Annotated in this window: 24 protein-coding genes; 16 read left to right on the top strand and 8 right to left on the bottom strand. The window is 66.4% G+C overall.

What is annotated here, in order from left to right; all coding sequences use genetic code 11:
• The first annotated feature begins 50 nt into the window (after nucleotides 1-50).
• From AC3WJB_RS04135 to folE, 9 genes are all read left to right on the top strand, one after another.
• Nucleotides 51-563 (top strand): YiiD C-terminal domain-containing protein, encoded by a 513-nt coding sequence (locus AC3WJB_RS04135; RefSeq protein ID WP_492678992.1) that lies wholly within the window; start codon nucleotides 51-53, stop codon nucleotides 561-563.
• 47 nt (nucleotides 564-610) lie between these two features.
• Nucleotides 611-1,024: a hypothetical protein gene (locus AC3WJB_RS04130; protein ID WP_492678990.1), complete on the top strand. Its 414-nt coding sequence runs from the start codon at nucleotides 611-613 to the stop codon at nucleotides 1,022-1,024.
• A 126-nt stretch (nucleotides 1,025-1,150) separates the two neighbouring features.
• Complete coding sequence (locus tag AC3WJB_RS04125) at nucleotides 1,151-1,597, top strand: rhodanese-like domain-containing protein (protein WP_492678988.1); 447 nt, start codon at nucleotides 1,151-1,153, stop codon at nucleotides 1,595-1,597.
• A gap of 55 nt (nucleotides 1,598-1,652) precedes the next feature.
• Nucleotides 1,653-2,093, top strand: coding sequence for a hotdog fold thioesterase (locus tag AC3WJB_RS04120; RefSeq protein WP_492678986.1), 441 nt, complete (start codon nucleotides 1,653-1,655; stop codon nucleotides 2,091-2,093).
• The gene (locus tag AC3WJB_RS04115; RefSeq protein WP_492678984.1) at nucleotides 2,090-3,037 is read left to right on the top strand and encodes a serine/threonine protein kinase; all 948 of its coding nucleotides are present in this window, start codon (nucleotides 2,090-2,092) and stop codon (nucleotides 3,035-3,037) included. The genes AC3WJB_RS04120 and AC3WJB_RS04115 overlap by 4 nt, the downstream gene beginning before the upstream one ends.
• Nucleotides 3,038-3,091: 54 nt before the next feature.
• Nucleotides 3,092-3,526: a hypothetical protein gene (locus AC3WJB_RS04110; protein WP_492678982.1), complete on the top strand. Its 435-nt coding sequence runs from the start codon at nucleotides 3,092-3,094 to the stop codon at nucleotides 3,524-3,526.
• A 57-nt stretch (nucleotides 3,527-3,583) separates the two neighbouring features.
• On the top strand, nucleotides 3,584-4,756 hold the full coding sequence (locus tag AC3WJB_RS04105; protein WP_492678980.1) for a class I SAM-dependent rRNA methyltransferase: 1,173 nt from the start codon (nucleotides 3,584-3,586) through the stop codon (nucleotides 4,754-4,756).
• A gap of 74 nt (nucleotides 4,757-4,830) precedes the next feature.
• Nucleotides 4,831-6,420, top strand: a complete 1,590-nt coding sequence (gene rmuC, locus AC3WJB_RS04100) for a DNA recombination protein RmuC (protein WP_492678978.1) — start codon at nucleotides 4,831-4,833, stop codon at nucleotides 6,418-6,420.
• A gap of 38 nt (nucleotides 6,421-6,458) precedes the next feature.
• The gene (folE, locus tag AC3WJB_RS04095; RefSeq protein ID WP_492678976.1) at nucleotides 6,459-7,061 is read left to right on the top strand and encodes a GTP cyclohydrolase I FolE; all 603 of its coding nucleotides are present in this window, start codon (nucleotides 6,459-6,461) and stop codon (nucleotides 7,059-7,061) included.
• 79 nt (nucleotides 7,062-7,140) lie between these two features.
• Here folE and AC3WJB_RS04090 read toward each other — a convergent pair whose 3' ends face one another.
• The 4 genes from AC3WJB_RS04090 to AC3WJB_RS04075 all read right to left on the bottom strand — a co-directional run bounded on the left by AC3WJB_RS04090 (nucleotide 7,141) and on the right by AC3WJB_RS04075 (nucleotide 11,595).
• Nucleotides 7,141-8,346, bottom strand: a complete 1,206-nt coding sequence (locus tag AC3WJB_RS04090) for an ABC transporter permease (protein ID WP_492678974.1) — start codon at nucleotides 8,344-8,346, stop codon at nucleotides 7,141-7,143.
• Nucleotides 8,343-9,077, bottom strand: a complete 735-nt coding sequence (locus AC3WJB_RS04085) for an ABC transporter ATP-binding protein (protein WP_492678972.1) — start codon at nucleotides 9,075-9,077, stop codon at nucleotides 8,343-8,345. The genes AC3WJB_RS04090 and AC3WJB_RS04085 overlap by 4 nt, the downstream gene beginning before the upstream one ends.
• Entirely contained in the window at nucleotides 9,074-10,669 is a 1,596-nt protein-coding gene (locus AC3WJB_RS04080; RefSeq protein WP_492678970.1) for an alpha/beta hydrolase, read from the bottom strand. The genes AC3WJB_RS04085 and AC3WJB_RS04080 overlap by 4 nt, the downstream gene beginning before the upstream one ends.
• Nucleotides 10,670-10,848: 179 nt before the next feature.
• Nucleotides 10,849-11,595 (bottom strand): FAD-binding oxidoreductase, encoded by a 747-nt coding sequence (locus tag AC3WJB_RS04075; RefSeq protein ID WP_492678968.1) that lies wholly within the window; start codon nucleotides 11,593-11,595, stop codon nucleotides 10,849-10,851.
• A gap of 369 nt (nucleotides 11,596-11,964) precedes the next feature.
• Here AC3WJB_RS04075 and AC3WJB_RS04070 point away from each other — a divergent pair, with 369 nt between their 5' ends.
• A complete protein-coding gene (locus AC3WJB_RS04070) occupies nucleotides 11,965-12,900 on the top strand; it encodes an ABC transporter ATP-binding protein (RefSeq protein WP_492678966.1) in 936 nt (311 codons plus the stop codon).
• Between the two features lie 8 nt (nucleotides 12,901-12,908).
• On the top strand, nucleotides 12,909-13,754 hold the full coding sequence (locus tag AC3WJB_RS04065) for an ABC transporter permease (RefSeq protein ID WP_492678964.1): 846 nt from the start codon (nucleotides 12,909-12,911) through the stop codon (nucleotides 13,752-13,754).
• A 38-nt stretch (nucleotides 13,755-13,792) separates the two neighbouring features.
• Here the strand turns inward: AC3WJB_RS04065 and tsaD are convergent, their stop codons facing one another.
• Nucleotides 13,793-14,815, bottom strand: a complete 1,023-nt coding sequence (gene tsaD, locus AC3WJB_RS04060) for a tRNA (adenosine(37)-N6)-threonylcarbamoyltransferase complex transferase subunit TsaD (RefSeq protein ID WP_492683062.1) — start codon at nucleotides 14,813-14,815, stop codon at nucleotides 13,793-13,795.
• A gap of 109 nt (nucleotides 14,816-14,924) precedes the next feature.
• Between tsaD and rpsU the strand changes: the two genes are divergently transcribed.
• The 5 genes from rpsU (at nucleotide 14,925) to AC3WJB_RS04035 (ending at nucleotide 18,571) form a co-directional block, all read left to right on the top strand.
• On the top strand, nucleotides 14,925-15,140 hold the full coding sequence (rpsU, locus tag AC3WJB_RS04055) for a 30S ribosomal protein S21 (RefSeq protein ID WP_492678962.1): 216 nt from the start codon (nucleotides 14,925-14,927) through the stop codon (nucleotides 15,138-15,140).
• A 187-nt stretch (nucleotides 15,141-15,327) separates the two neighbouring features.
• Nucleotides 15,328-15,774 (top strand): GatB/YqeY domain-containing protein, encoded by a 447-nt coding sequence (locus tag AC3WJB_RS04050; protein ID WP_492678960.1) that lies wholly within the window; start codon nucleotides 15,328-15,330, stop codon nucleotides 15,772-15,774.
• A 120-nt stretch (nucleotides 15,775-15,894) separates the two neighbouring features.
• Complete coding sequence (locus AC3WJB_RS04045; RefSeq protein WP_492683060.1) at nucleotides 15,895-16,065, top strand: DUF1328 domain-containing protein; 171 nt, start codon at nucleotides 15,895-15,897, stop codon at nucleotides 16,063-16,065.
• Nucleotides 16,066-16,096: 31 nt separating this feature from the next.
• The gene (gene dnaG / locus AC3WJB_RS04040) at nucleotides 16,097-17,845 is read left to right on the top strand and encodes a DNA primase (RefSeq protein WP_492678958.1); all 1,749 of its coding nucleotides are present in this window, start codon (nucleotides 16,097-16,099) and stop codon (nucleotides 17,843-17,845) included.
• A gap of 102 nt (nucleotides 17,846-17,947) precedes the next feature.
• Nucleotides 17,948-18,571, top strand: a complete 624-nt coding sequence (locus AC3WJB_RS04035) for a DedA family protein (protein ID WP_492678956.1) — start codon at nucleotides 17,948-17,950, stop codon at nucleotides 18,569-18,571.
• Between the two features lie 100 nt (nucleotides 18,572-18,671).
• Here the strand turns inward: AC3WJB_RS04035 and AC3WJB_RS04030 are convergent, their stop codons facing one another.
• The 3 genes from AC3WJB_RS04030 to AC3WJB_RS04020 form a co-directional block, all read right to left on the bottom strand.
• Nucleotides 18,672-19,244, bottom strand: coding sequence for a hypothetical protein (locus tag AC3WJB_RS04030; protein ID WP_492678954.1), 573 nt, complete (start codon nucleotides 19,242-19,244; stop codon nucleotides 18,672-18,674).
• A 76-nt stretch (nucleotides 19,245-19,320) separates the two neighbouring features.
• Nucleotides 19,321-20,751: a phospholipase effector Tle1 domain-containing protein gene (locus AC3WJB_RS04025; RefSeq protein ID WP_492678952.1), complete on the bottom strand. Its 1,431-nt coding sequence runs from the start codon at nucleotides 20,749-20,751 to the stop codon at nucleotides 19,321-19,323.
• Between the two features lie 12 nt (nucleotides 20,752-20,763).
• The gene (locus AC3WJB_RS04020) at nucleotides 20,764-21,366 is read right to left on the bottom strand and encodes a hypothetical protein (protein WP_492678950.1); all 603 of its coding nucleotides are present in this window, start codon (nucleotides 21,364-21,366) and stop codon (nucleotides 20,764-20,766) included.
• Nucleotides 21,367-21,390 lie beyond the last annotated feature (24 nt).

Genomic DNA, 21,390 nt, shown 5'->3' with positions numbered 1-21,390 from the left:
AGTGTAGTGGTGGCCATACACTGGAGCGTCCCATCGCCAACGATCCTGTCATGGTGAGTCCCGAATATCCGGTTCCGCAGCACGCCGCCAAGTCATCCGCCACCCGCCTCGCGGCCGCCGAGGCCCTGGTCCGTTTCATGCGTGAGAAGATCCCCCTCGCCCACAGCATGGATGTGCAGTTGGCCACCTGTGACGACGAGGTGCTGAGCCTGCGCGCACCGCTGGCGCCAAACGCCAACGACAAGGGCTGCGCATTCGGCGGCAGCCTGGTGAGCTTGATGACGCTCAATGGCTGGGCCCTGGTGGAGTTGCCGCTGCGCGAGCGCGGCATGGCCTGCGACGTGTTCGTCGGCACCTCGACGGTGCGCTACCTGGCGCCGTTATGGCGGGATTTTCGCAGCGAGGCTGAGCTGGCCGAAGGCAGTGACTGGACAGACTTTTTCGCCAGCCTGGAAGCCAGCGGCAAGGCGGCGGTCGAGATCGCCTGCAGCGTGCCCAACGACGACGGCACCGGACCCGCGGCGACCCTGCAAGCCCGCTTCGTGGCCAAGCGCCGGTCGTGAGCCGCCAGCTTCAGGCAGAATGTCTGCATCCGTCACCGGGGAAGCACATGCGCAGAACAATGCGTCTCGTCGGGCTCATGACCGTAGTCTTGCTTGCCGGCTGCGCCTCGCAAATCCGCAGCGACTCGCTGACCAACACGCTCAAGGCCTATGCCAGCACCCTGCGCTGGGGCGACTTCGCCACCGCAGCGCAATTCGTCGCCCCGGCGACCCTGCTTGCGCATCCCTTGACCAGGCTGGACATGGCGCGCTACCAGCAGGTACGGGTGACCGACTACAACGACGACGCCGGGCCGGTGCCGGTGAGCGACACCGAGGTGCGCCAGAGCGTGCGCATCAGCCTGGTCAACGTCAACACCCAGGCCGAGCGCACCATCATCGACAATCAGGTCTGGCAATACGACGCCACGAGCAAGCACTGGTGGCTGGCGAGCGGCTTGCCGGACATCACCCGCCCCTAGCAGCCGGCCCGAGAAGCACGGACTATGTAAGCACACGTGCAACTGCCAAGATCGCCGCCGGGCGGCGCACCCGTATAATCATCGGTCCACCCACGCCGGCGTGATGGCCGCAGCCCTGGATCGAACATGACCGAGTTTTTGCGCAAGCTGCCGGAATTCATCGGCAACCACCTGGCCCTGGTGGCACTGTTCGTGGTCCTGCTGGTGGCGCTCCTGGTGCTGCAGCTCAAATCGCTGTTCTCCGCGACGCTCGAACTCACTCCCGGCGGACTGACCGACCTCATCAACCACGACAACCCCCTGCTCATCGACCTGTCGGCCATCGTCGACTTCGAGAAAATGCACGTGCCGGGCGCACGCCACGTGGCCATGAGCCAGTTCGACCCGGAGAGCAAGGACTTGATCAAGGCCCGCGAGCTGCCGGTGGTGGTGATCGACCGTGACGGGCGCGGCAACGCCGCCAAGGCCGCACAGCGGCTGGTCAAGGCCGGGTTCACCAAGGTGCACACGCTGGCCGGTGGCACACTGGCCTGGCGCGCCGCCCAACTGCCGGTGGCCAAGGGCAACAAATGAGCCGTCGGCGGGCAAACCCAGGTCCCGCAGCGATCCGCGCAGGCAGGATATCGGCATGAGCCTCTGGTACCAGACGCCCGACCTCGGGTTGGTCAATGGCTGGAGCACGCATACCTTGATGGAGACGCTGGACATCCGCATCACCGCGTTTGGCGATGACTGGCTCAGCGGGACCATGCCCGTCGATGCACGCACGCACCAGCCGTATGGACTGCTGCACGGCGGCGCCTCCGTGGCCCTGGCCGAGACGCTGGGCAGCACGGCCGCCATGCTGACCCTGGATCCAGCCCGCGAAAGGGCAGTCGGCCTGGAGATCAACGCCAACCATCTGCGCGCCGTGCGTTCGGGGCTTGTCACCGGCACGGCCAAGGCCGTACACATCGGCCGCAGCACCCAGGTCTGGGAGATTCGCCTGGTCGATGCCACCGGCGCGCCAACCTGCATCTCGCGGCTGACCATGGCGGTCATCGCCGCGCACAATGTGGCGCCGCGGTGAACGACGGGACGCCGTATGCCGGCCTCACTCCGGACACGGTGCTGAACGCGGTCAGTGTCTGCAAGCTGCAGCCGGATGGACGCCTGCTGGCGCTTAACAGCTACGAGAACCGGGTGTGGCGGATCGGCATCGAGGGCGGCGCGCCGGTCATCGCCAAGTTCTACCGGCCGGGCCGCTGGAGCGACGCGGCGATCGAGGAAGAGCACGCCTTTGCCCAGGAACTCGCCGCAGCCGAATTGCCGATGGTCGCGCCGCTGGCCTTCGCCGGCCACACCCTGCTGCGTTACGCTGGCTTCCGTTACGCGCTGACGCCTCGCATCAGCGGCCGGCCGCCCGAGCCGGGCGCTGCCGGACAATTGCAGTGGCTGGGCCGCCTGATTGCGCGCATGCACGGCGTCGGCGCGCGGCGCGCCTTCGTGCATCGCGGCAAACTGGACCAGGCCAGCATGGTGCAGGGGCCGATCCAGGCCGTGCTCGCCTCCACGCTGCTGCCGGTGATGGTGCGCGGGCACTACCAGGCGGCTGCCACGCGCCTCGGTGCCGCCATCGCAGCGCGCTTCGCGGCACTCGGTCCGCTGCCGCAGTTGCGGCTGCATGGCGATTGCCACCCGGGCAACATCCTGTGGACGAGGGACGGCCCCGCCTTCGTCGACCTCGACGACGCGCGCATGGGACCGGCGATGCAGGACTTGTGGATGCTGGCGCACGACGAGCAGGCCATGCGCGAGGTGCTGGCCGGCTACCGCCAGTTCCGCGACCTCGACCCGACCGAGCTGGCCCTGGTCCCGGCCCTGCGGGCCATGCGTCAGCTGCACTACGCGGGCTGGATCGCCGCGCGCTGGGCCGACCCGGCCTTTCCGCTGGCCTTCCCCTTCGTCGCCGAAACACGCTGGTGGGAAGAGCACGTCAACGATCTGCACGAGCTCGCCGAAAGCATGGAGTGAAGCGGCAGCTCCGCCCGCCTACAATGCCCGCGCTCCCTTGGCCCCGGACCCCACATGCGCCTCATCCTGTTTCGCCTCATCGGCATCCTCGAAATCGCTGGCGGGCTGTATGGCGTCGCCGCCATGCTGCGGCGCGTGCTGCCGTTCAACAACCACGAGAGCGTCGTCGCACTCCTCGGCCTGGCATTGTTTGGTTTCGTGCTGGCCGCGGGCGTGCAATTGCTGGACAACGGCGAACGCGGCGTGCGCATGTCGCGCTGGGCCCAGCTGCTGCAGGTGCCCCTAGTCGCCTTGCCGGTCTTCAGCTACGCCCTGCACAGCGGTGCGTTCGTCAGCGTGTTTACGACGCTGCAGACCGCGCCGCAGTTGGGCCTGGACTGGCACGTCGGCAGCCAGGGTTTCCGCCTTGCCGGATCCGGCCCATCGGTGCCGCGGCTCGGCGTCAACGTGCTTGCCCTCGTGTCCTGGCTGGTGCTGCGCCTGCGCTGAAGCGGCGCCGGCATCCCAAGCGCCGGAGCGGCAGGATGCACCGGCTATCATGCGTCGATGCACGCTCCCGTCGAACTTCCCGTCATCCAGCTTAAGTCGGCACGCAAACCGGGCCATCCCTGGGTCTGGTCGGCGCAGGTGCGCAAGCCGCAGGACAAGCTGCCGCCCGGCACCGTGGTGGCCGTGCACGACGCCGACGACCGCTTCGTCGCGTGCGCGTTCTGGAACAGCCACGCGCGTATTGCGTTGCGCCTGCTCGACGAACTCCCCGAGGCCATGGCCGACGGCCAATGGCTGGCACGGCGCATCGCCGCCGCCGTGCAGCTGCGCCGGCAGTGGCTGCGCCTGGACCAGGTGAGCGATGCCTGGCGCGTGGTGCACAGCGACGGCGATGGACTGCCCGGCCTGGTGGTCGACCGCTACGCGGACACGCTGGTCATCGAGTATTTCACCGCCGGCATGTGGCGCCTGCGCGACACTGTGCATGCGGCGCTGCTGGCGGAGTTCCCCGCCGCGAAGTTGTACTGGTTTGCCGAGACCCGGACGCAGAAGCAGGAGTCGTTCGATTGCCGTAGCCCCGACACGCCGGCGCCGGTTGAAGTGCACGAACACAGCCTGCGCTTCCTCGCCGCCCCCGGCAGCGGCCACAAGACCGGTTTCTTCGTCGATCAGCGCGACAACCGCAGGCGCTTCGCCGAATTGGCGAGGGACCGGCGCGTCCTGGACCTGTGCTGCAACGGTGGCAGCTTCGCCGTGCATGCGATGGCCGGCGGCGCGCGCGAGGCAGTCGGCGTGGACCTGGATGCCGGCATCCTCGAGGTCGCCGCCGCCAATGCCGCCGCGAACGGCGTCGCGGTGCGCTTCGAGCAGGCCGACATCTTCGACTGGGTGCGCGCCGCCGTTGCACGTGGCGAGCGTTACGACGCGGTGGTGCTGGACCCGGCCAAGCTCACCCGCGACCGCAGCAAGGTCACGGACGCGCTGAAGAAATACTTCGCCATGAACCGCATGGTGCTCGACATCATCCCGCCTGGCGGCCTGCTGCTGACCTGCTCCTGCACCGGACTGGTTGGCGAAGCCGATTTCCTGGAGATGCTGCGTCGCGTCGCGCTCAACGCCGGCCGCACCATCCAGGTGCTGGAAGTGCGCGGCGCCGGCGCCGACCACCCGTTTCGTACCGACGTCCCCGAGGGCCGCTATCTGAAGGCCGCCTTCTGCCGCATCGACTGAGCGGCCCATCGTCGCCATCCGTGCGACAGTGTTGCGTAAACTGATCGTCACTCGCTCTTGCCACCGGTAGCCGCATGCCCGTCACCGAAATCCTATTGAGTGTCCTGATCATCGCCGTGGTACTGGTGCTGGTCCTGCAGGCGCTCTCCCTGCTGCGCGGCGAGGGTCACCAGGTGCAGCGCGATACGGAAAGCGCGCGCATCGAGGCTGAGGAGCAACTGCGCGAACTGTCATCCCAGCTCGCGCGGGCGCAGGCGCAAGCCGAACGCACCCCGGTTCTCGAGAACGAACTGAGCAGTGCCCGCGCAGAGGTCTCCACCACCCGCGCGGAGCTCGCTGGAAAATCCAGCCAGTTGGACGCGGCCGCTGCAAACCTGGCGACCGCGGAACAGCACATCGCCACGCTGACGTCCGCGAATCGTGAGCTGCTGGAAAAGCGCGGGGAGCTGCTCGAGTCCAACGCGCGTCTCGAACAGGAGATCAAGTCGGCGAAGCAGCGGGAACAGGAAACCACCACCCTGTTGGCAGGCGCAAAGGAGGAAATGGCCAAAGAGTTCAAACTGGTGGCCGCTACCCTGCTTGAGGAAAAGGGCGCCAAGCTGACCGAGCAGCAGCGCAACACGCTTTCGACCTTGCTCGATCCCTTCAGCGAAACGCTCAAGGATTTCAAGCGCAAGGTCGAGGCCGCACGCGAGACCGACGTCAAGGATCGCGCCGGACTGATCGCGCAAATCCTTGAGCTGACCAAGCTCAACCAGGACATTGGCGCGAAGGCGCAATCGCTGACCAATGCGTTGCGCGGCGAAAGCAAGACGCGCGGCATGTGGGGCGAAGCCGTGCTCCAGCGCATTCTCGAGCTGGCCGGCTTGCGCGAGGGTGCCGAGTTCCGCACCCAGGCGAGCCACCACAGCGACGAGGTCGATGGACGGCTGATTCCCGACGTAGTGCTCGATCTTCCGCACGATCGAGCGATCGTCATCGACGCGAAAGTGTCACTGGTCGCCTATGAGCGCTTCGTGTCGACAAACGACGACGAACAAGCCCGGAGAATGGCGCTGGACGATCACAGTGCTTCGATCAAGCGCCACATCAATGATCTGTCGAAGAAGAACTACCCGTCTTTGTACAACCTCAAGACCGTCGATTTCACGCTGCTGTTCGTGCCGATCGAAAGCGCCTTGATCAGCGCCAGCGAAGCCGATCCCGGGCTCGCCCAGTACGCTCTGGAACGGCATATCGCGCTGGTCTCGCCGAATACGCTGTTCACCGTGTTGCGCACGATCGAATACATCTGGCGCGTGGACAAGACGACCCGCAGCTTGGAAGAGATCGTCAAGCGCGGCGGCTTGATGTACGACGCGGCGGTGCGCTTCGGCGAATACATGGTGGCGATCAACGACGCGCTTGCCAAGGCAACCCTCGCAACGCAGGCGGCGGAAAGGGCGCTGGTCAACCCGCGGAATGGCCTGATGCGACAAGCTGAGCGGCTGCGCGAGCTCGGCATCAAGCCCAAGCGCGACATGCCGGAGCGGCTGTCGTCCGCCGGCACCGGTGAAGAACCCGCGAACGGGCTGCCACCAGCAGAGCTGCGGGATGCCCGCCTGGTCGGCGACGACGAACTGGGCAGCGAGGCCCCCCCCAGCGCAAGTCTCCCGCCCAGGTGAACGCTACACTGCGCTATCCGCAAATCCGAGGCATCCGCATGAGCGAACAGCGCGACCCCGACGACATCACCCAGGAGCAAGCCGAGGAGGCAGTGCGCACCTTGCTGCGCTGGGCTGGCGACGATCCGGCTCGCGAAGGCCTGCTGGATACGCCCGAACGGGTGACCCGCGCCTACCGTGAGTGGTTTGGTGGCTACGCGATCGATCCGGGCGAGTACCTCAGCCGCACGTTCGAGGAAGTGGCGGGCTACGACGAGATGGTGGTGTTGCGCGGCATCGACTTCGAGAGCCATTGCGAGCATCACCTGGCGCCCATCATCGGCCGCGCCCACATTGGCTACCTGCCGACCAACCGCGTGGTTGGCATCAGCAAGCTGGCGCGGGTGGTCGAGGCGTTTGCCAAACGCCTGCAGGTCCAGGAGAAACTCACCGCGCAAATTGCCCAATGCATCCAGGACAACCTGCACCCGGCCGGCGTGGCCGTGGTCATCGACGCGAGCCACGAATGCATGACCACACGTGGCGTGCACAAGCGCGGCGTGTCCATGGTCACCAGCCAAATGCTTGGCGTGTTCCGCGACGATCCGCGCACGCGGGTGGAATTCCTGCAGTTCATCGGCATCGACCGCATCGGGCACTGAACGCCCGGCGCGCGGCGTTGAGGTGATCGTGATCCGCCTTGCCTGGGACGCCGCAACGGCCGCGACCCGGCCGCCTGGCTCAGGCCGAGATTGCGAGTTTCTCGGAGCGGTACAGGCGGGCCGTCACCAGCACCACCGCCAGGGCCGCGAGGCTGGTACCGGCCAGGCACCAGCCCAGGTGTGCGGCGCCGACCTCCCCACCCCGCAGCAGGTCGAGGATGCCCAGGTGCTGGCCGAGCAAGGGCACCAGGTACATCCACGCCTGCGGCTTCACCGGCAAGGCCATCAGCAGCACGCTGGGGATGATCGGCACCATCATCAGCAGCGAGAGATAGGTCTGCGCCTCGCGGAAGCTCCTGGCAAAGGCGGCGACCAGCGATTGCAGGGCGGCAAACAAGCCCACCATCGGCAGTTGCAGCAGCAGTACGAAGGCCGCGAAGTGCCAGCCCAGGTCGACCTCCATGCCCAGCTTGTCGGCCGGTACGAGGCGCCCGACCAGCGCAAAGACCAGCAGGCACAGGAGCAGGCTGACCAGGGAAAACGCAGCAATGGCGAGGAGCTTGCCGGCCAGGATCTGCCAGCGCGGCACCGGATTGGCGAAGAGCGGTTCCAATGATTGGCGCTCGCGCTCGCCGGCGGTCAGGTCGATGGCCAGGTACATGCCGCCCATAAGGATGGTGAGGACGAAGAAGTACGGCAGGATGTTGAGCAGCAGTACCGCGCGGGCCTGCGGTGTCGCCTGGTCGCGCCGGGCGACCACGACCGGCGTGGCCAGGACCGGCGACAAGCCCCGCGCCACCAGGCGCATGGCGCCTTGTTGGCGGGCATAGGCATCGATCAGCTGGGTCACCCGCTCCACCGCAGTGGCCGCATCGCGACGCGAGGAATCGAAAAACACCTCGACCTGCACCGGTTCGCCGCGCCGCCAGGCCTGTGGGTAGGCCGCCGCAATGCGCACCACCACGTCCGCCTCCTGGTCGCGCACGGCGCGTGCGGGATCAGCCACGGCAGGCTGGGGCTCGATGCCGCCGGCCTTGAGCGCCTCGATCACATGCGGGGCGTAGATCGCGCCAATCACCGGCACCGGCAAGGGCTGCGTGGCCTTGTCCAGCTGCTGGTTCACCATGACCACGATCAGCATGACGAAAAACAAGGGCCCGAGCAGCGGCCCGGTGACGAAGGCGCTGACCAGGGTGCGCCGGTCACGCAGGTTTTCGCGTACCTCCTTGGCCAGCACGGTGGACACCGCGGACAGGCGACGCCGCGTCCCGGGCACGGCGCTCATGCCGCCAGGCCCTCGCCGCTGCCAATCAGCTTCACGAAAGCATCTTCCAGGCTGGCTGCGCCGGTCTGTTCGCGCAAGGCTTGCGGCGCCGCGTCGGCCACGATCCGGCCGCGGGCCATGATCACCACGCGGTCACACAAGGCGGCAACTTCCTGCATCACGTGGCTGGAAAAGAGCACGCAGCGGCCCTCGGCACGCAACTCGCGCATGAACTGGCGCAGCGCCCGCGTGGCCATCACATCCAGACCGTTGCTGGGCTCATCCAGGATCACGTTGTGCGGGTCGTGGACCAGGGCACGCGCAATCGCGGTCTTGACCCGTTCGCCCTGGGAGAATCCGGCGCTGCGCCGGTCGGTAATCGAGTCCATGCCCAAGGCGCGGATCAGCGTCTCCACGCGCGCGCCAAGCTCGGCTTCCGGCATGCCATGCAGGCGCCCGAAATACTCGATGTTTTCGCGCGCGGTAAGGCGCGTATACAGGCCGCGCGCATCGGGCAGGACGCCCAGGCGGCGGCGCACGCCCAGCGGGTCCACCGCTGCATCCAGGCCATCGACCAGCACCTGGCCGCGATCCGGGACCATCAGGGTGTACAGCATGCGCAGGCAGGTCGTCTTGCCGGCGCCGTTCGGCCCAAGCAAGCCGGTGATCTCGCCATCGCGGGCAACGAAACTCACCTCGTCCACCGCCACCACCTTGCCAAACGCCTTGTGCAGGGCACGCACCTCGATCATGGCAAGGCCCCATTGAAGTTGAGGAAGATCGGCACGGGCTGCAGGCGCTCCAGGCAACTTGCATCCAGACCCCTGGGGTCGAGCTTGCGGATGAACTGCTTGATCAGCTCGGGGGCGCAGCCGGCCGCCATCACTCCGTGCGCCTGGCCCTTGAGCACCAGCACGCGGGCATCGGCCAGATGGCTCGCCACCTCCTGCGCGTAGCGCGGTGGCGTCACCGGATCGTACTGGCCTGCCAGCAGCAAGCTTGGCTTGGCGCTGACCAACGGGGCATGGAAATCGGCCGGGCGCATCCCCTTGGGCCACACCGAGCAGATCGTCTTGAGCGCATCGAGCAGATGCGTGCCCAGCAACGTGTCGGCATCCTGCGGCCGCGGCCGGTACAAATCCGCATCCTCACTGCAAATCACCGAATACTGCATGCCACTGCCGGCGAGCTCAGTCAGGTCGCCGGAAAGGATCTTCGCCTGGCCGAGCAGCGGGCCGACATCGCCGTGCGCGGCCGCATCGATGGACAGCGGGAGCAGGGCGGCGGTCGCCGACGTGTAGGAAAACATGCGCACGACGCTGGCCAGCAAATCCTCATCCAGCATCTGCTGCGCGCTCTGGTAGGTTTGTGGATCGCGATACGTCACCAGGTGGGGGTTGGCCCGCAAGGCGTCGCGCAACTGCGTCAGCGTCTGCTGCGGATCCCCGAACTGCTTGCGGCAAGCCGGCTCGGCGGTACAGCGCGAAAACAACGCGTGCAGCGCCGCCTCCAGGTCACTGGCGAAGCTTTCCCCCAGCACCAGCGAATTGGGCACCACGCTGTCCAGCACCATGCTGCGCACGGAAGCCGGAAAGGCGCGCAGGTATTGCTGGGCCACGCGCGTACCGTAGGACACACCCACCAGGTCGAAACTGGACGCTCCCAGCGCGCGGCGCACATCCTCCAGATCCTGCACGGCTGCCGTGGTGGTGTAGTAGCGCGGATCGGCATGACGACGCACCGCCGCGAGGCAATCCAGCGCAGCGCGGCGCACCCTGGCCACGTCGAAGCTGGCACCGGCATCGGCCGCCTGCGCCTGGTCCTGCTCGGGGCAGTCCAGTGCATTGGACCCACCGGTGCCGCGCTGGTCGAGCAATACCACGTGGTGGCGCGCCAGCAGCGGCCCGAAGACCGGGGCGATGGTCTGCGCCGACTCCGTGGCCGCCTGCCCCGGCCCGCCGGCAAGGAAGACCAGCATGTCCGAATCCGCCACCTGGGCGCTGGAACGCAGCACCGCCAGGTTCAGCTCGATCGTGCGGCTGCGTGGATCGGCGCGGTTTTCCGGTACCGGAAATTTCGCGCACCAGGCCGGTGTGCTAAGTCCGCTGTGCGGCTGGTGAAGTTCACAGGCGGTCAAGGTCAGGCTGCCCAGGCGCCAGGTTGCCGGCCGGGCGGGAACCGCGTCTGCGCGCCGGGCTGAAGTCGAACGTGCCGCCTGGCTGCTGGCCGACGGCGCCGGGGCCAGGGCCGATGCATTGCCTGCCGGGTCTTGCTGCCTCGCGCCGGCAACCGGCAGCAGCAGGGCAGTCAGGAGTCCCGCGCCAAGCAATGCTTTCAATGCCATGCACACCCTCCGCACCGCCACGATCCAGGTTCGCAGTCCGACGCCTGCGCGGCCGTCAAAGTCATCCCGGCAAGACAGAGTAGCGAATGCACGCCGGCACGCGCCCAGCCGGAGCCGCCAAGTGTGACAGGTACGCCGCGCCGGCAGGCTTCCGGACGCGGCGGCAGGCGACGACGCGCTCAGCGCGAGGAAACGTACTTCTCGCGGCGGATGTGGGCCACCGGCAAGCCGGCTTCCTTCAGCACGGCAAAGGTCTGGTCGACCATTTCCGGATTGCCGCAGAGGTAGGCAATGTCGTGCTCGGCATGCGGCTGCAGCTCGGCCAGCACCTGCTGGACATGGCCGCGGCGATCCCACGGGCGCGGCGTGGCGCGGGCCTCGCGGCTCAGGCAGCTGTAGAACGTGAAGCCGGGGCAGGCCTCCGCAAACGCCTCGAATTGCTCGCCGTAGAGCAACTCGCGTTCGTTGCGTGCGCCGTAGACCAGCACCACCTCGCGCCCACCGGCGGCCAGCAGCCTCTCCATCTGCGGCAGCATGGCGCGATACGGCGTCACCCCGGTGCCAGTGGCCACCAGCAGATAGCGCCGATTGGCGTCGTTGGCCTGCAGGCAAAAGCGCCCGTACGGCCCGCTCGCGTCAATCACGCCGCCGATCGGCAAGTTGGCCAGCAACTGCGTGGCGGCGCCGCCGTCCACATAGCTGACGGCAATTTCAACCTGGTCGATCGGCGACGCGCCATCGCCGACCGTCGCCACCGAATAACTGCGCTTGGTTGCCGTGCCATCGGGATAGGCAAAGTGCACCTGCAGGAACTGCCCGGGCACCAGCGGCAGGGACTGGCCATCGGCGCGCGCGAAGCTCAGGTGACGGACGTTCGGCGCCAGCATGCGGGCGTCGATGAGCTGGAGTTGGAAATGTTCGACCATGGATGGATTGGTATTCCTTGGAATCCCGAGCTTGCCGCGCGCAGGCATTGCGTCATGAAGTGGTTGCTCCGACACGCCGCTTCAAGCCCGCGGGCCCCTGAGTATGGCCTGCCGCGGCCAAGCTATACTAGGCGTTCTGCCGTACGGATCGGCCGTGGATCCGGCGCCCACGGTGCGTGGGTCACGGCCAGGCACGCCAACCGTGGTGCAGCCGGAGGCGCCAGGGCCTGGCGTCGCTTCCGCTGGAAAACCGTCGCCGGGCGCGATAATGCACCTCACCCGTTGGTGGCCGCCGGCGGCGGCAGCCAGGCCGGAACGGCATGGTGCTCTTGCTTCAGGCCCTCCATTCCCTTGCCGCTGGTTCCTTCCATGACCGCAACTCCCGCCCTGGTGGTAGACAACCTGCGCAAGACCTACAGCAACGGCGTCGAGGCGCTGAAAGGGATCAGCCTCACCGTGCAGCAAGGCGATTTCTTTGCGCTGTTGGGTCCGAACGGTGCCGGGAAGTCGACCTTGATCGGCATCCTCTCCTCACTGGTCAATGCCACCAGCGGCGAAGCCCAGGTGTTTGGCGTATCGGTGCAGCGCGAGCGCAGCGCAGCCATGCGGCTGATCGGCCTGGTCCCACAGGAAGTCAACTTCAACCAGTTCGAAAGCCTGTTCGACATCTGCGTCAACGAAGCCGGCTTCTATGGCATCCCGCGCAAGCTCGCAGTGAAACGCGCGGAGAGATACCTGCGCGAGCTGCGCCTGTGGGACAAGGCGAAGATGCCCTCGCGCGAGCTCTCTGGCGGCATGAAGCGCCGCCTGATGATTGCCCGCGCGATGATGAACGAGCCGAAGCTGCTGATCCTGGACGAGCCCACCGCGGGCGTGGATATCGAGATACGCCGCTCCATGTGGGAGTTCGTCAGCGCGATCAACCAGGCTGGCACCACCGTCATCCTCACCACGCATTACCTGGAGGAGGCGGAAAAGCTCTGCCACAACATTGCCATCATCGATTACGGCAAGATCATCGAGAACACCAGCATGCACCGCCTGCTGGCCAAGCTCGACAAGGAAACCTTCGTGCTCGACGTCGTCGCCGTGCCTGACGAACTGCCCACGCTGGATGGCGTCATCCTGCGACGGCGCGACGAGCAGACCCTGGAAGCCGAAATGTCGCGCTCGCACGACCTCAACTCGATGTTTGCGGAGCTGACCGCCAGCGGGATCATGGTGACTTCCATGCGCAACAAGACCAACCGTCTCGAGGAGCTGTTCATGCGACTGGTGGAAGACCAACGGCAGAAAGCCGCGTGAGCCGGCCCATGCGCGAACCCCTCGAGGCCGTGGCCGCAGCCACCTCGCCCGCGTCCGACATCCGGACGCCAAGGCCGAGTCACCTGGATGCGAACCTGGTCGGCCTGCGCACGCTGATCCGCCGTGAAATCGCGCGCATCCTGCGCATCTGGACGCAGACCCTGATCCCGCCAGCGATCACCATGACGCTGTACTTCGTGATCTTCGGCAAGCTCATCGGCAGCCGCATCGGCTCGATCCAGGGCGGGTTCACTTACATGCAATACATCGTGCCCGGCCTGGTCATGATGAGCATCATCACCAACAGCTACAGCAACATCACCAGCTCGTTCTTCGGCTTGAAATTCAGCCATGCGGTGGAGGAGATGCTGGTGTCGCCAATGTCGAACTGGGTGATCCTGAGCGGCTACGTGGTCGGCGCCGTGGTGCGCGGCCTGGCTGTCGGCGTCATCGTGCTGGGCATTGCGCTGTTCTTCACCAGCCTGGACATCCAGCACCCTTTCATCACCTTTGCCTCGGTGCTGCTCGGCGCCGTCATCTTCTCGCTGGCCGGCTTCATCAACGCGGTATATGCGACCAAGTTCGACGACATTGCCCTGGTGCCCACGTTCATCCTGACCCCGCTGACCTACCTGGGCGGCGTGTTCTACTCGATCACCATGCTGGGCGAGCCGTGGCAGGCAATCTCGCGCGCGAACCCGATCCTGTACATGGTCAATGCCTTCCGCTACGGCGTACTCGGCATCACCGACGTCAACGTGCCGATCGCGTTCATGGTGATGCTCGGCTTCGTCGTGCTGTTGTGGATCGTCGCCTTGCACCTGCTCAGGCGTGGCGTGGGCCTGCGCTCCTGACCGGGGCCCGCCCGCAGGCGGGTCCCGCAATGAACCGCCTAGGCGGTAGGCAGGCTCTGCAGGTCCCAGCGCGGATAGACCGGCACGGTGGCGTCCTGGTGCTGGCCACTGGCCAGGCGGATCGCGCCGGCCAGGGCAATCATGGCGCCGTTGTCGGTGCAAAACGCCGGGCGCGGGAAGTACACGCAAAAGCCATCCTGCTCAGCCGCCGCGGCCAGGTCCCGGCGCAAGCGACGATTGGCGCTGACCCCGCCGGCAATCACCAGCCGCGTCGCTCCCGCCGCCTTGAGCGCACGGCGGCACTTGATGATCAGCGTGGCCACGATCGCCTCCTCGAATCCGCAAGCAATGTCCCGGCGCGTCTGCTCGCTGTGGTCGCTGGCCTGCCAGGCCAGCAGCACCTGGGTCTTCAAGCCAGAGAAGCTGAAATCGAGGCCAGGTCGGTCCGTCATGGGCCGGGCGAAGCGGAACCTGCCGGCACTCCCCTGCTCGGCCAGCTTGGCCAGCATGGGGCCACCGGGATAAGGCAGGCCCATCATCTTGGCGGTCTTGTCGAATGCCTCACCGGCCGCGTCGTCCAGCGTGTCGCCGAGGATGCGGTAGGCACCGACCGCCTCCACCGCGACCAGCATGGAGTGCCCGCCCGACACCAGCAAAGCCACGAAGGGTGGCTTGGGTGGGTCGTCTTCCAGCAGGGGTGCCAGCAGGTGACCTTCCATGTGATGCACGCCGAGCGCCGGAATGCCAAGTCCCCAGGCCAGCGCCCGTCCCACGCAGGCGCCCACGAGCAAGGCGCCGACCAGGCCCGGGCCAGCGGTGTAGGCCACGCCACCGAGATCCCGCAGGCCAAGCCCGGCATCGGCCATGGTACGGCGCACCAGCGGCAGCAGTTTGCGCACGTGGTCGCGGCTGGCCAGTTCCGGTACCACGCCGCCGTAATCGGCATGCAGCTTGATCTGGCTGTAAACGTTGTGGGCCAGCAAGCCCCGTCCCGGCGCCTCCGGCTCCCAGCGCACGACGGCCACGCCCGTCTCGTCGCAGGAACTTTCGATGCCCAGTATGGGTTTCAGTGGCCCGGCCTTTGAAAAATCAGTGTTGTCCACAGTACAATGATCGGCTCCGTCCCAATCCAATTTCCGCAAATGCGGAAGGTTACCACCTGGAGTCTTCATGCCCAACGTCAAAGTCCGCGAGAACGAACCGTTCGAGATTGCCTTGCGGCGTTTCAAGCGCACCTGCGAAAAGGCCGGCATCCTCGCCGAGACGCGCAAGCGCGAGTTCTACGAAAAGCCGACCCAGGAGCGCAAGCGCAAGCGCGCTGCTGCAGTGAAACGGCACCTGCGCCGCCTGTCGCGCGACGTTTCGCGCAAGACCCGGATGTACTGAGTCGCCCGGGTCGGCAAACGGCCCGCTCCGATACGCCTGGCCGGAACCGTCACGGCGCGGTGACGCCATTGCCAACTTTGCCCGTCGGGCCACAGGCCGGTGTTGCTGTAAAGTAACGCCGGCCTCGTCGTTTCCGCGCTGGCGCGCGACTGCCCGACCGCCATACCGCTGCCTGCCGAGGTCTCCCATGACGCTCAAGCAACAACTCGTCGAAGACATGAAGACCGCCATGCGTGCCGGCGACAAGCCGCGCCTGGGCGTGATCCGCTTGATGCTGGCGGCCATCAAGCAGCACGAGGTGGACGAGCGCACCGAGCAGACCGACGTCATGGTCATCGCCACGCTGGAGAAGATGCTCAAGCAGCGCCGCGACTCGATCCAGCAATACAGCGCCGCCGGCCGCGAAGACCTGGCCGAGGTCGAGCGCGCGGAGATGCGCGTCATCGAGAGTTACCTGCCGCCCAAGCTCGGCGATGCCGAGATCGATGCCCTGATCACGGCCGCCATCACCGCCACCGGCGCCAACTCGCCGCGCGACATGGGCAAGGTGGTCGGCGCGGTCAAGGCTCAGGCGGCCGGGCGCGCCGACATGGCCGTGGTTTCGGCCCGGATCAAGGCCCGCCTCGCGGGATAAGCCCGCCGCGATGGGCAGCCGGAGGCGCGGCCTATCCATTGCATTCACGCCGACACGGCTACAAGATTGGCGCGCCACGTGCGCGTTTCCTACGACTACCACCACAGCGGGAGTAGTGCCGTGCTGAAATGGGCCGTCATTTTCGCGATTGTTTCGCTGATAACGGGCTGGCTGGGTTTTGCCGGGCTTTCCGGCTTTACCGCGATGGTCGCCAAGGTTCTCTTCTTCATTTTCCTGATCCTGCTGGTACTCGCGATACTCGCCGTGATCGGTATCCTGCATTTGTTCTAGGGGGCCCAGTCCGCTCCAGTAGAATGGGTCCATGGGCGGACTGATTCCGGACAGCTTCATTGACGACCTGCTCGTCCGCGTCGACATCGTCGAGGTGATCGAGCGCCGGCTGCCGCTCAAACGGGCCGGACGCGAATGGGTGGCCTGCTGCCCCTTCCACGACGAGCGCTCACCCTCGTTCTCGGTGAGCCCGACCAAGCAGTTCTATCACTGCTTCGGCTGCGGCGCCCACGGTAGTGCGATCAAGTTCCTCATGGAGTACGACCGCCTGGAGTTTCCCGACGCGGTCGAGGAATTGGCGCAAAGCGTGGGCCTGCAGGTGCCCCGGGAAAGCCGTCGGGATGCGCCACGCGAGGACAAGACTGATTTGTACCAGCTGCTCAACGCGGCCGCAGGCTGGTACGCAGGCGAGCTGCCGAGCAGTGCCGCGGCGCAGGCGTATTGCGTCGAGCGCGGGCTCTCGGCCGACATCATCGAGCGCTTCCGGCTGGGCTGGGCGCCGGCGGGGTTCGATGGATTGATCAAGGCCCTTGGCCGCAATGCGCGGCGCCTGCAGCTGCTGACGGAAGCCGGCATGGTGGCCGGCGGCGACCGTGGCCGGAATTTCGATCGTTTCCGCGAGCGCCTGATGTTCCCCATCCTCGACCGCCGCGGGCGGGTGATCGCATTCGGCGGGAGGATTATTTCAAGCGCGCCTCCCACCCCGGGAGAGCGGGACGCCGGGCCCAAGTACCTCAATTCCCCGGAGACGCCGCTGTTCCACAAGGGCCGCGAGCTGTTTGCGCTGTGGCAGGTACGCCAGGCCAATCGCCAGCTGGCGCGGATCGTGGTCGTCGAGGGCTATATGGACGCGATTGCCCTGCATCAGGCGGACTTGCCGATTGCGGTCGCCACCCTGGGCACGGCAACCACGGCCGAGCATGCGGAAACCCTGTTCCGCGCCGCACCGGACGTGGTGTTTTGTTTCGATGGCGACCGCGCCGGACGCGCCGCGGCGTGGAAGGCACTGGAGGCCGCCCTGCCCAAGTTGCGGGATGGGCGCCAAGCCTATTTCCTGTTCCTGCCGGAAGGTGAAGACCCCGATTCCTTGGTCCGCAAGGAAGGCAAGGCTGGATTCGAGCGGCGACTGGACGCGGCTACCCCGCTCTCGGATTACCTGTTCAACGAACTTGGCCGGGACGTCGACACCAGCAGCCTCGATGGACGGGCCCGGCTGGCCGAGCGCGCCCGACCTTTGCTGGCGCGGCTGCCGGACGGTGCATTCCGCGACTTGTTGGAACAGGAACTGGAGAAGCGCTCCGGCGTACGCGGGCAACGCCACCGCGCGGGGACCGCCACCCCCGTCGCGCGTCGGACCGTCGAGCGCAGCCTGGTGCGCAGCGCCATCACCCTGCTGCTCGCCCAGCCCGAGCTGGCCAGCCAGGTTGCCGCGCCGTACGCCTTCCTGGCCCTCGACAAGCCCGGCGTCAGCGTGCTCGGCGAATTGCTGGACCTGGCGCGGTCCCGGCCCGATACCAATGCCGCGATGCTGGTCGAACGCTTTGCCGGTCGCCCCGAATATGGCGTGTTGCAGGAGCTGGCCGGTCGCGGCAGCGTCGGCGATGCATCGATCCAGGCGGTTGAATTCCACGAGGCGCTGCACCGCATGTGCGAGCAGGCCGCGGCGCAGCGGCGCAGCGAGCTTACCGGCAAGAGCCGCAGCGGCGAACTGGACGCCGCCGAAAAGCTCGAGCTGCGGCAATTGCTGGCCGCACGCGCTGCCCCGCATCCCGCATCATGAATTCCCCGTCGACCAGGCCCGCATCGCCACCGGTGCATGTCCTGCTTGGCCAGCATGGCCGAACATGGCGAGCCGGGCATGACGCCGTGACCGGGAACACCCATGGACCTGCTTGACACGCTGGTCAACCTGTTCGTGCAAAACGGCTACGCGGCGGTCTTCGTGGCGCTGATGATCTGCGGTGCCGGCCTGCCGCTGCCGGAGGACATCACGCTCGTCGCCGGCGGCGTCATTGCCGGACTCGGCTACGCCAACGTGCACGTCATGTGTGCCATGACGTTGTTTGGCGTGCTGCTCGGGGATTCGGCGATTTTCCTGCTCGGTCACTACCACGGCGCGCGCATGTTGGGCTGGCGCCCCATTGCGCGGGTGCTGACGCCATCCCGCTACCTGGCTGTGCAGGAAAAATTCGACCGCTATGGCAATCGCCTGCTGTTCGCGGCGCGCTTCCTCCCCGGCATGCGCACCACCATCTATGTCACCGCCGGGGCCACGCATCGGGTTTCGTTCCCACGCTTCCTGTTGATCGACACCATGGCGGCCATGATCAGCGTACCGGTCTGGGTGTATCTGGGCTATTTCGGGGCCAACAACCATGCCTGGCTGGTGATGTGGATACGCCGCGGCCAGGGCAGCCTGTGGACTGCCGCCGGCCTGCTGCTGGCGCTCCTGTTGTTGCTCTGGTGGCGGCGCTCCCGCAAGCCAAGCGTGCATGGGCAAGGCTGAGGCATACGGGACGTGGCAGACGATGCGGCATCGGCCGCCTCGGTGGCGCTGAAGAACGGGCGGCGACGGTCACAACCCACGTCGGACAGGCGGTACGTGCTCACTCTGGAATCAGCACGTAGGCTGGATTCTTGGCATAACGCCGCAACGGCTCGGCGACCTTGACGCACAACGCGCTGTCGCAGCGGGTCAGGATGCCGCTGCGGGTGGCATGCACAATTTCTTCGGCAAATTGGGCGCTGCGAACCTGCCGTATCGCGTTCCAGCTGGTGTAGCCGGCGACGCCCACTGCCAGCAGCGAGCCAACCAGCAACGCCGCTCCCGCACGCCAAGCCAGCGTGCGCCGGATTGCGGCCAGGTGGCGGCGTTGCTCCTCCAGGCCATTCGCTGCCGCCCAGGCGACCTGGGCACTGGCCTCGAGTTGCCGATTGAATGCAGCGAGCGCGCTGCCGGCTTGGGCGATGACTCCACGTGCCTCCTCGCCCACGATCCGCACGGCCTCGCGCCTGAACCGTTCGGCGCCATCGCCCAAGGTGTGCAGCTCCTGGTCGAGCGCGGTCGTACTGGCGTCCACGCGCGCCACCGCCAGCTCGCTGCGTCGATCCAGTTGCCGGGCAACGGTTGCGAGCTGCAGTACCAGTTGTTTGAGTGCCTCGGTGTCGACGCCATCCATTTCAATCCCCTGGTGGGCAAAGCCGCCGGTTGCGTTTTGGACTCGCCGGCGACAGCCGGCAAGCGCACATGCGGCACTACATGACCGGCGCCGAGTGGGCTTCCAGCGGTTGCGCTGCGCCGTATGGCAGCGCGACAGACAAGGGCCGGGTCGGCCCTGCCAGATCGGATATCTGCAGCGCAGGAACCGCGCGCAGCACCTGCTGTTGCCAGGCCTGGCCCGGTTGCGTGCGCAAATAATCCGCGGCTGCCGCATCCATGGCCTGGGGTTCGCGATGCAGTGCGGCCTGGTACAAACGCGCAATCAACAGGTCGAGCTCGCTGGGGGGCCCGGCCAACGGCGTGGGCCGCTCGAACACCGGGTTCTGCATGGCACGGGCGATGGTCTGGTGCGCAAACTTGGCGTTGAGCGCCTCGTCACGTGGTTCCGCATTCCGCGCGTCGGCAAGCCGGATCGCCAGGCGCTCGTCCACCAGCACTTCGTTGTAGCCATCCGGCGTCGCGCGATCGACCTTGTAGTCGGCGCCATACAGGAAGAGGCCGTCTTCCGAACGATGGATGACGTTCCGTTGTGGATCATCGAACTCCGGTAGCGGCTGCAGGTACCGACGATCGCTCAGCGCGTTGAGATAGGCGATCGCGACATTCCCGGCGCGATTCGACAAGCCATTCAACGAGTAGCTGCCCCCAACGTCGGAATGGGCACCGGGCAAATTGAAGCCGGCAAAGCGGCCATCCGCCGTGATACCCGGGTCGATGATGTGATCGGATTTGAACAGGCGGCGCCGCTCATCCATGGCATTGAGCTGGATGCCGGAAAGCACCGACGGCGGCAGACGCCGGTCTTCGTGCAGGGGCTGGCCGGTGCCGACTGGATCGAACAAGGCCACCACCTGTGCCGTCTTGCCAGGCCCGGCCAGCGCCGGTTCGGTGTACTCGATGGACGCGATCTGGCCGTGCGCGTCGTAGGTGTAGTGGGCACCCGCGGGATCCTGGATACCGCGCTCCGCAACCAGCCTGGCGAACAGTGCCACTTCCTCGCCGCCGCGACTGAAACCGATACTCGCGACACTGATCTGCGCATGCGGATCCTCCTGAATCCATTGCCCTACCTGCTCGATGAACATCTTGTACATCTGCTCGGCGCGCTCATCGGCGGTGTAGCCAAACGCGCCATCGGTGACGCGGGTCAGCCACTGCACCTGGGTGCCAGTCCCCTCCACATATTTGGCTGAAATCCTGCCGTCCGGGTTTTTGCGTAGTTGGCCATAGATCAAGCCGACGTTGGTGGCGTGCTGGGGGTCGTGGATGAAGTCGCTGCCGGTGCCATCGAGGGCAGCGACGAACAGGCGCTCATGCGGATTGCCGGCATGCAGGAACACCGGAGGCGCCAAACCCTCGGCCTGGCGCCGGACCTCGGCGTAGAGCGGGATGCGTGCGCCGCCCAGGAACGTCCGGATCCCTTCGTCGTGCGGTCCGTCAGGGAGCTGGGCGGATTGGTCGGCCATGGCGCCAAACGATCAGTACGTATGGGTCCAAGCCAAAATCACGTCGTCCCGTCGCTTGCTATGGCTGTTCCCCGGGATCTGCTCCGTCTTGGTGGCGATAATCGACTGCATGTAGACGTTAATCGTGCGGTCGTTCACCTCGAGGTAAATGTTTGGCTCGCGTCCCCAGGAGCCCTCGGGAATCTCCGCATCCGGTACGTTGTAGAGCGCACGCTCGTCTTTGAAGATCGCGCCAATGTCCACCTTGGCTACATGCGCCACGCCGTCCAGCGAAGTCCACTGCACGTCGGCCGGCGGCGGGAAGTTCGGCACGCCCGCAAATCCCGCGTAGCGCCAGTGCTGGCGGTAGTCGCCGGGAGGCGGCGCAGGCGATGGCGTGTCCGCATCGCTACGGTGAAAATCGTAATCGGCGTAGATCACCTTGCAACGCAGGGTGTTGTAGCAATGCACGTCGAAATCGTGCTCGGAAAACCGCAATGGGAACATCGATGACGCCGCGGCCTGATCGGCTGCGCTCCTGTCGGGCGTGGTCATGGGGGTCTGGCATCCGGTCACGAAGAAAGCGAGCGAGGCGACGGCAGAAACGTACTGGCGTACATGGTCGAATGGATACATGGTTCTGCTCCCCAGGCCCGCTGG

The organism is Rhodanobacter sp. FW510-R10, assembly GCF_058781105.1.
The sequence above is the reverse complement of the archived record's forward strand: the minus strand, read 5'-3'. Positions and strand labels throughout refer to the sequence as shown.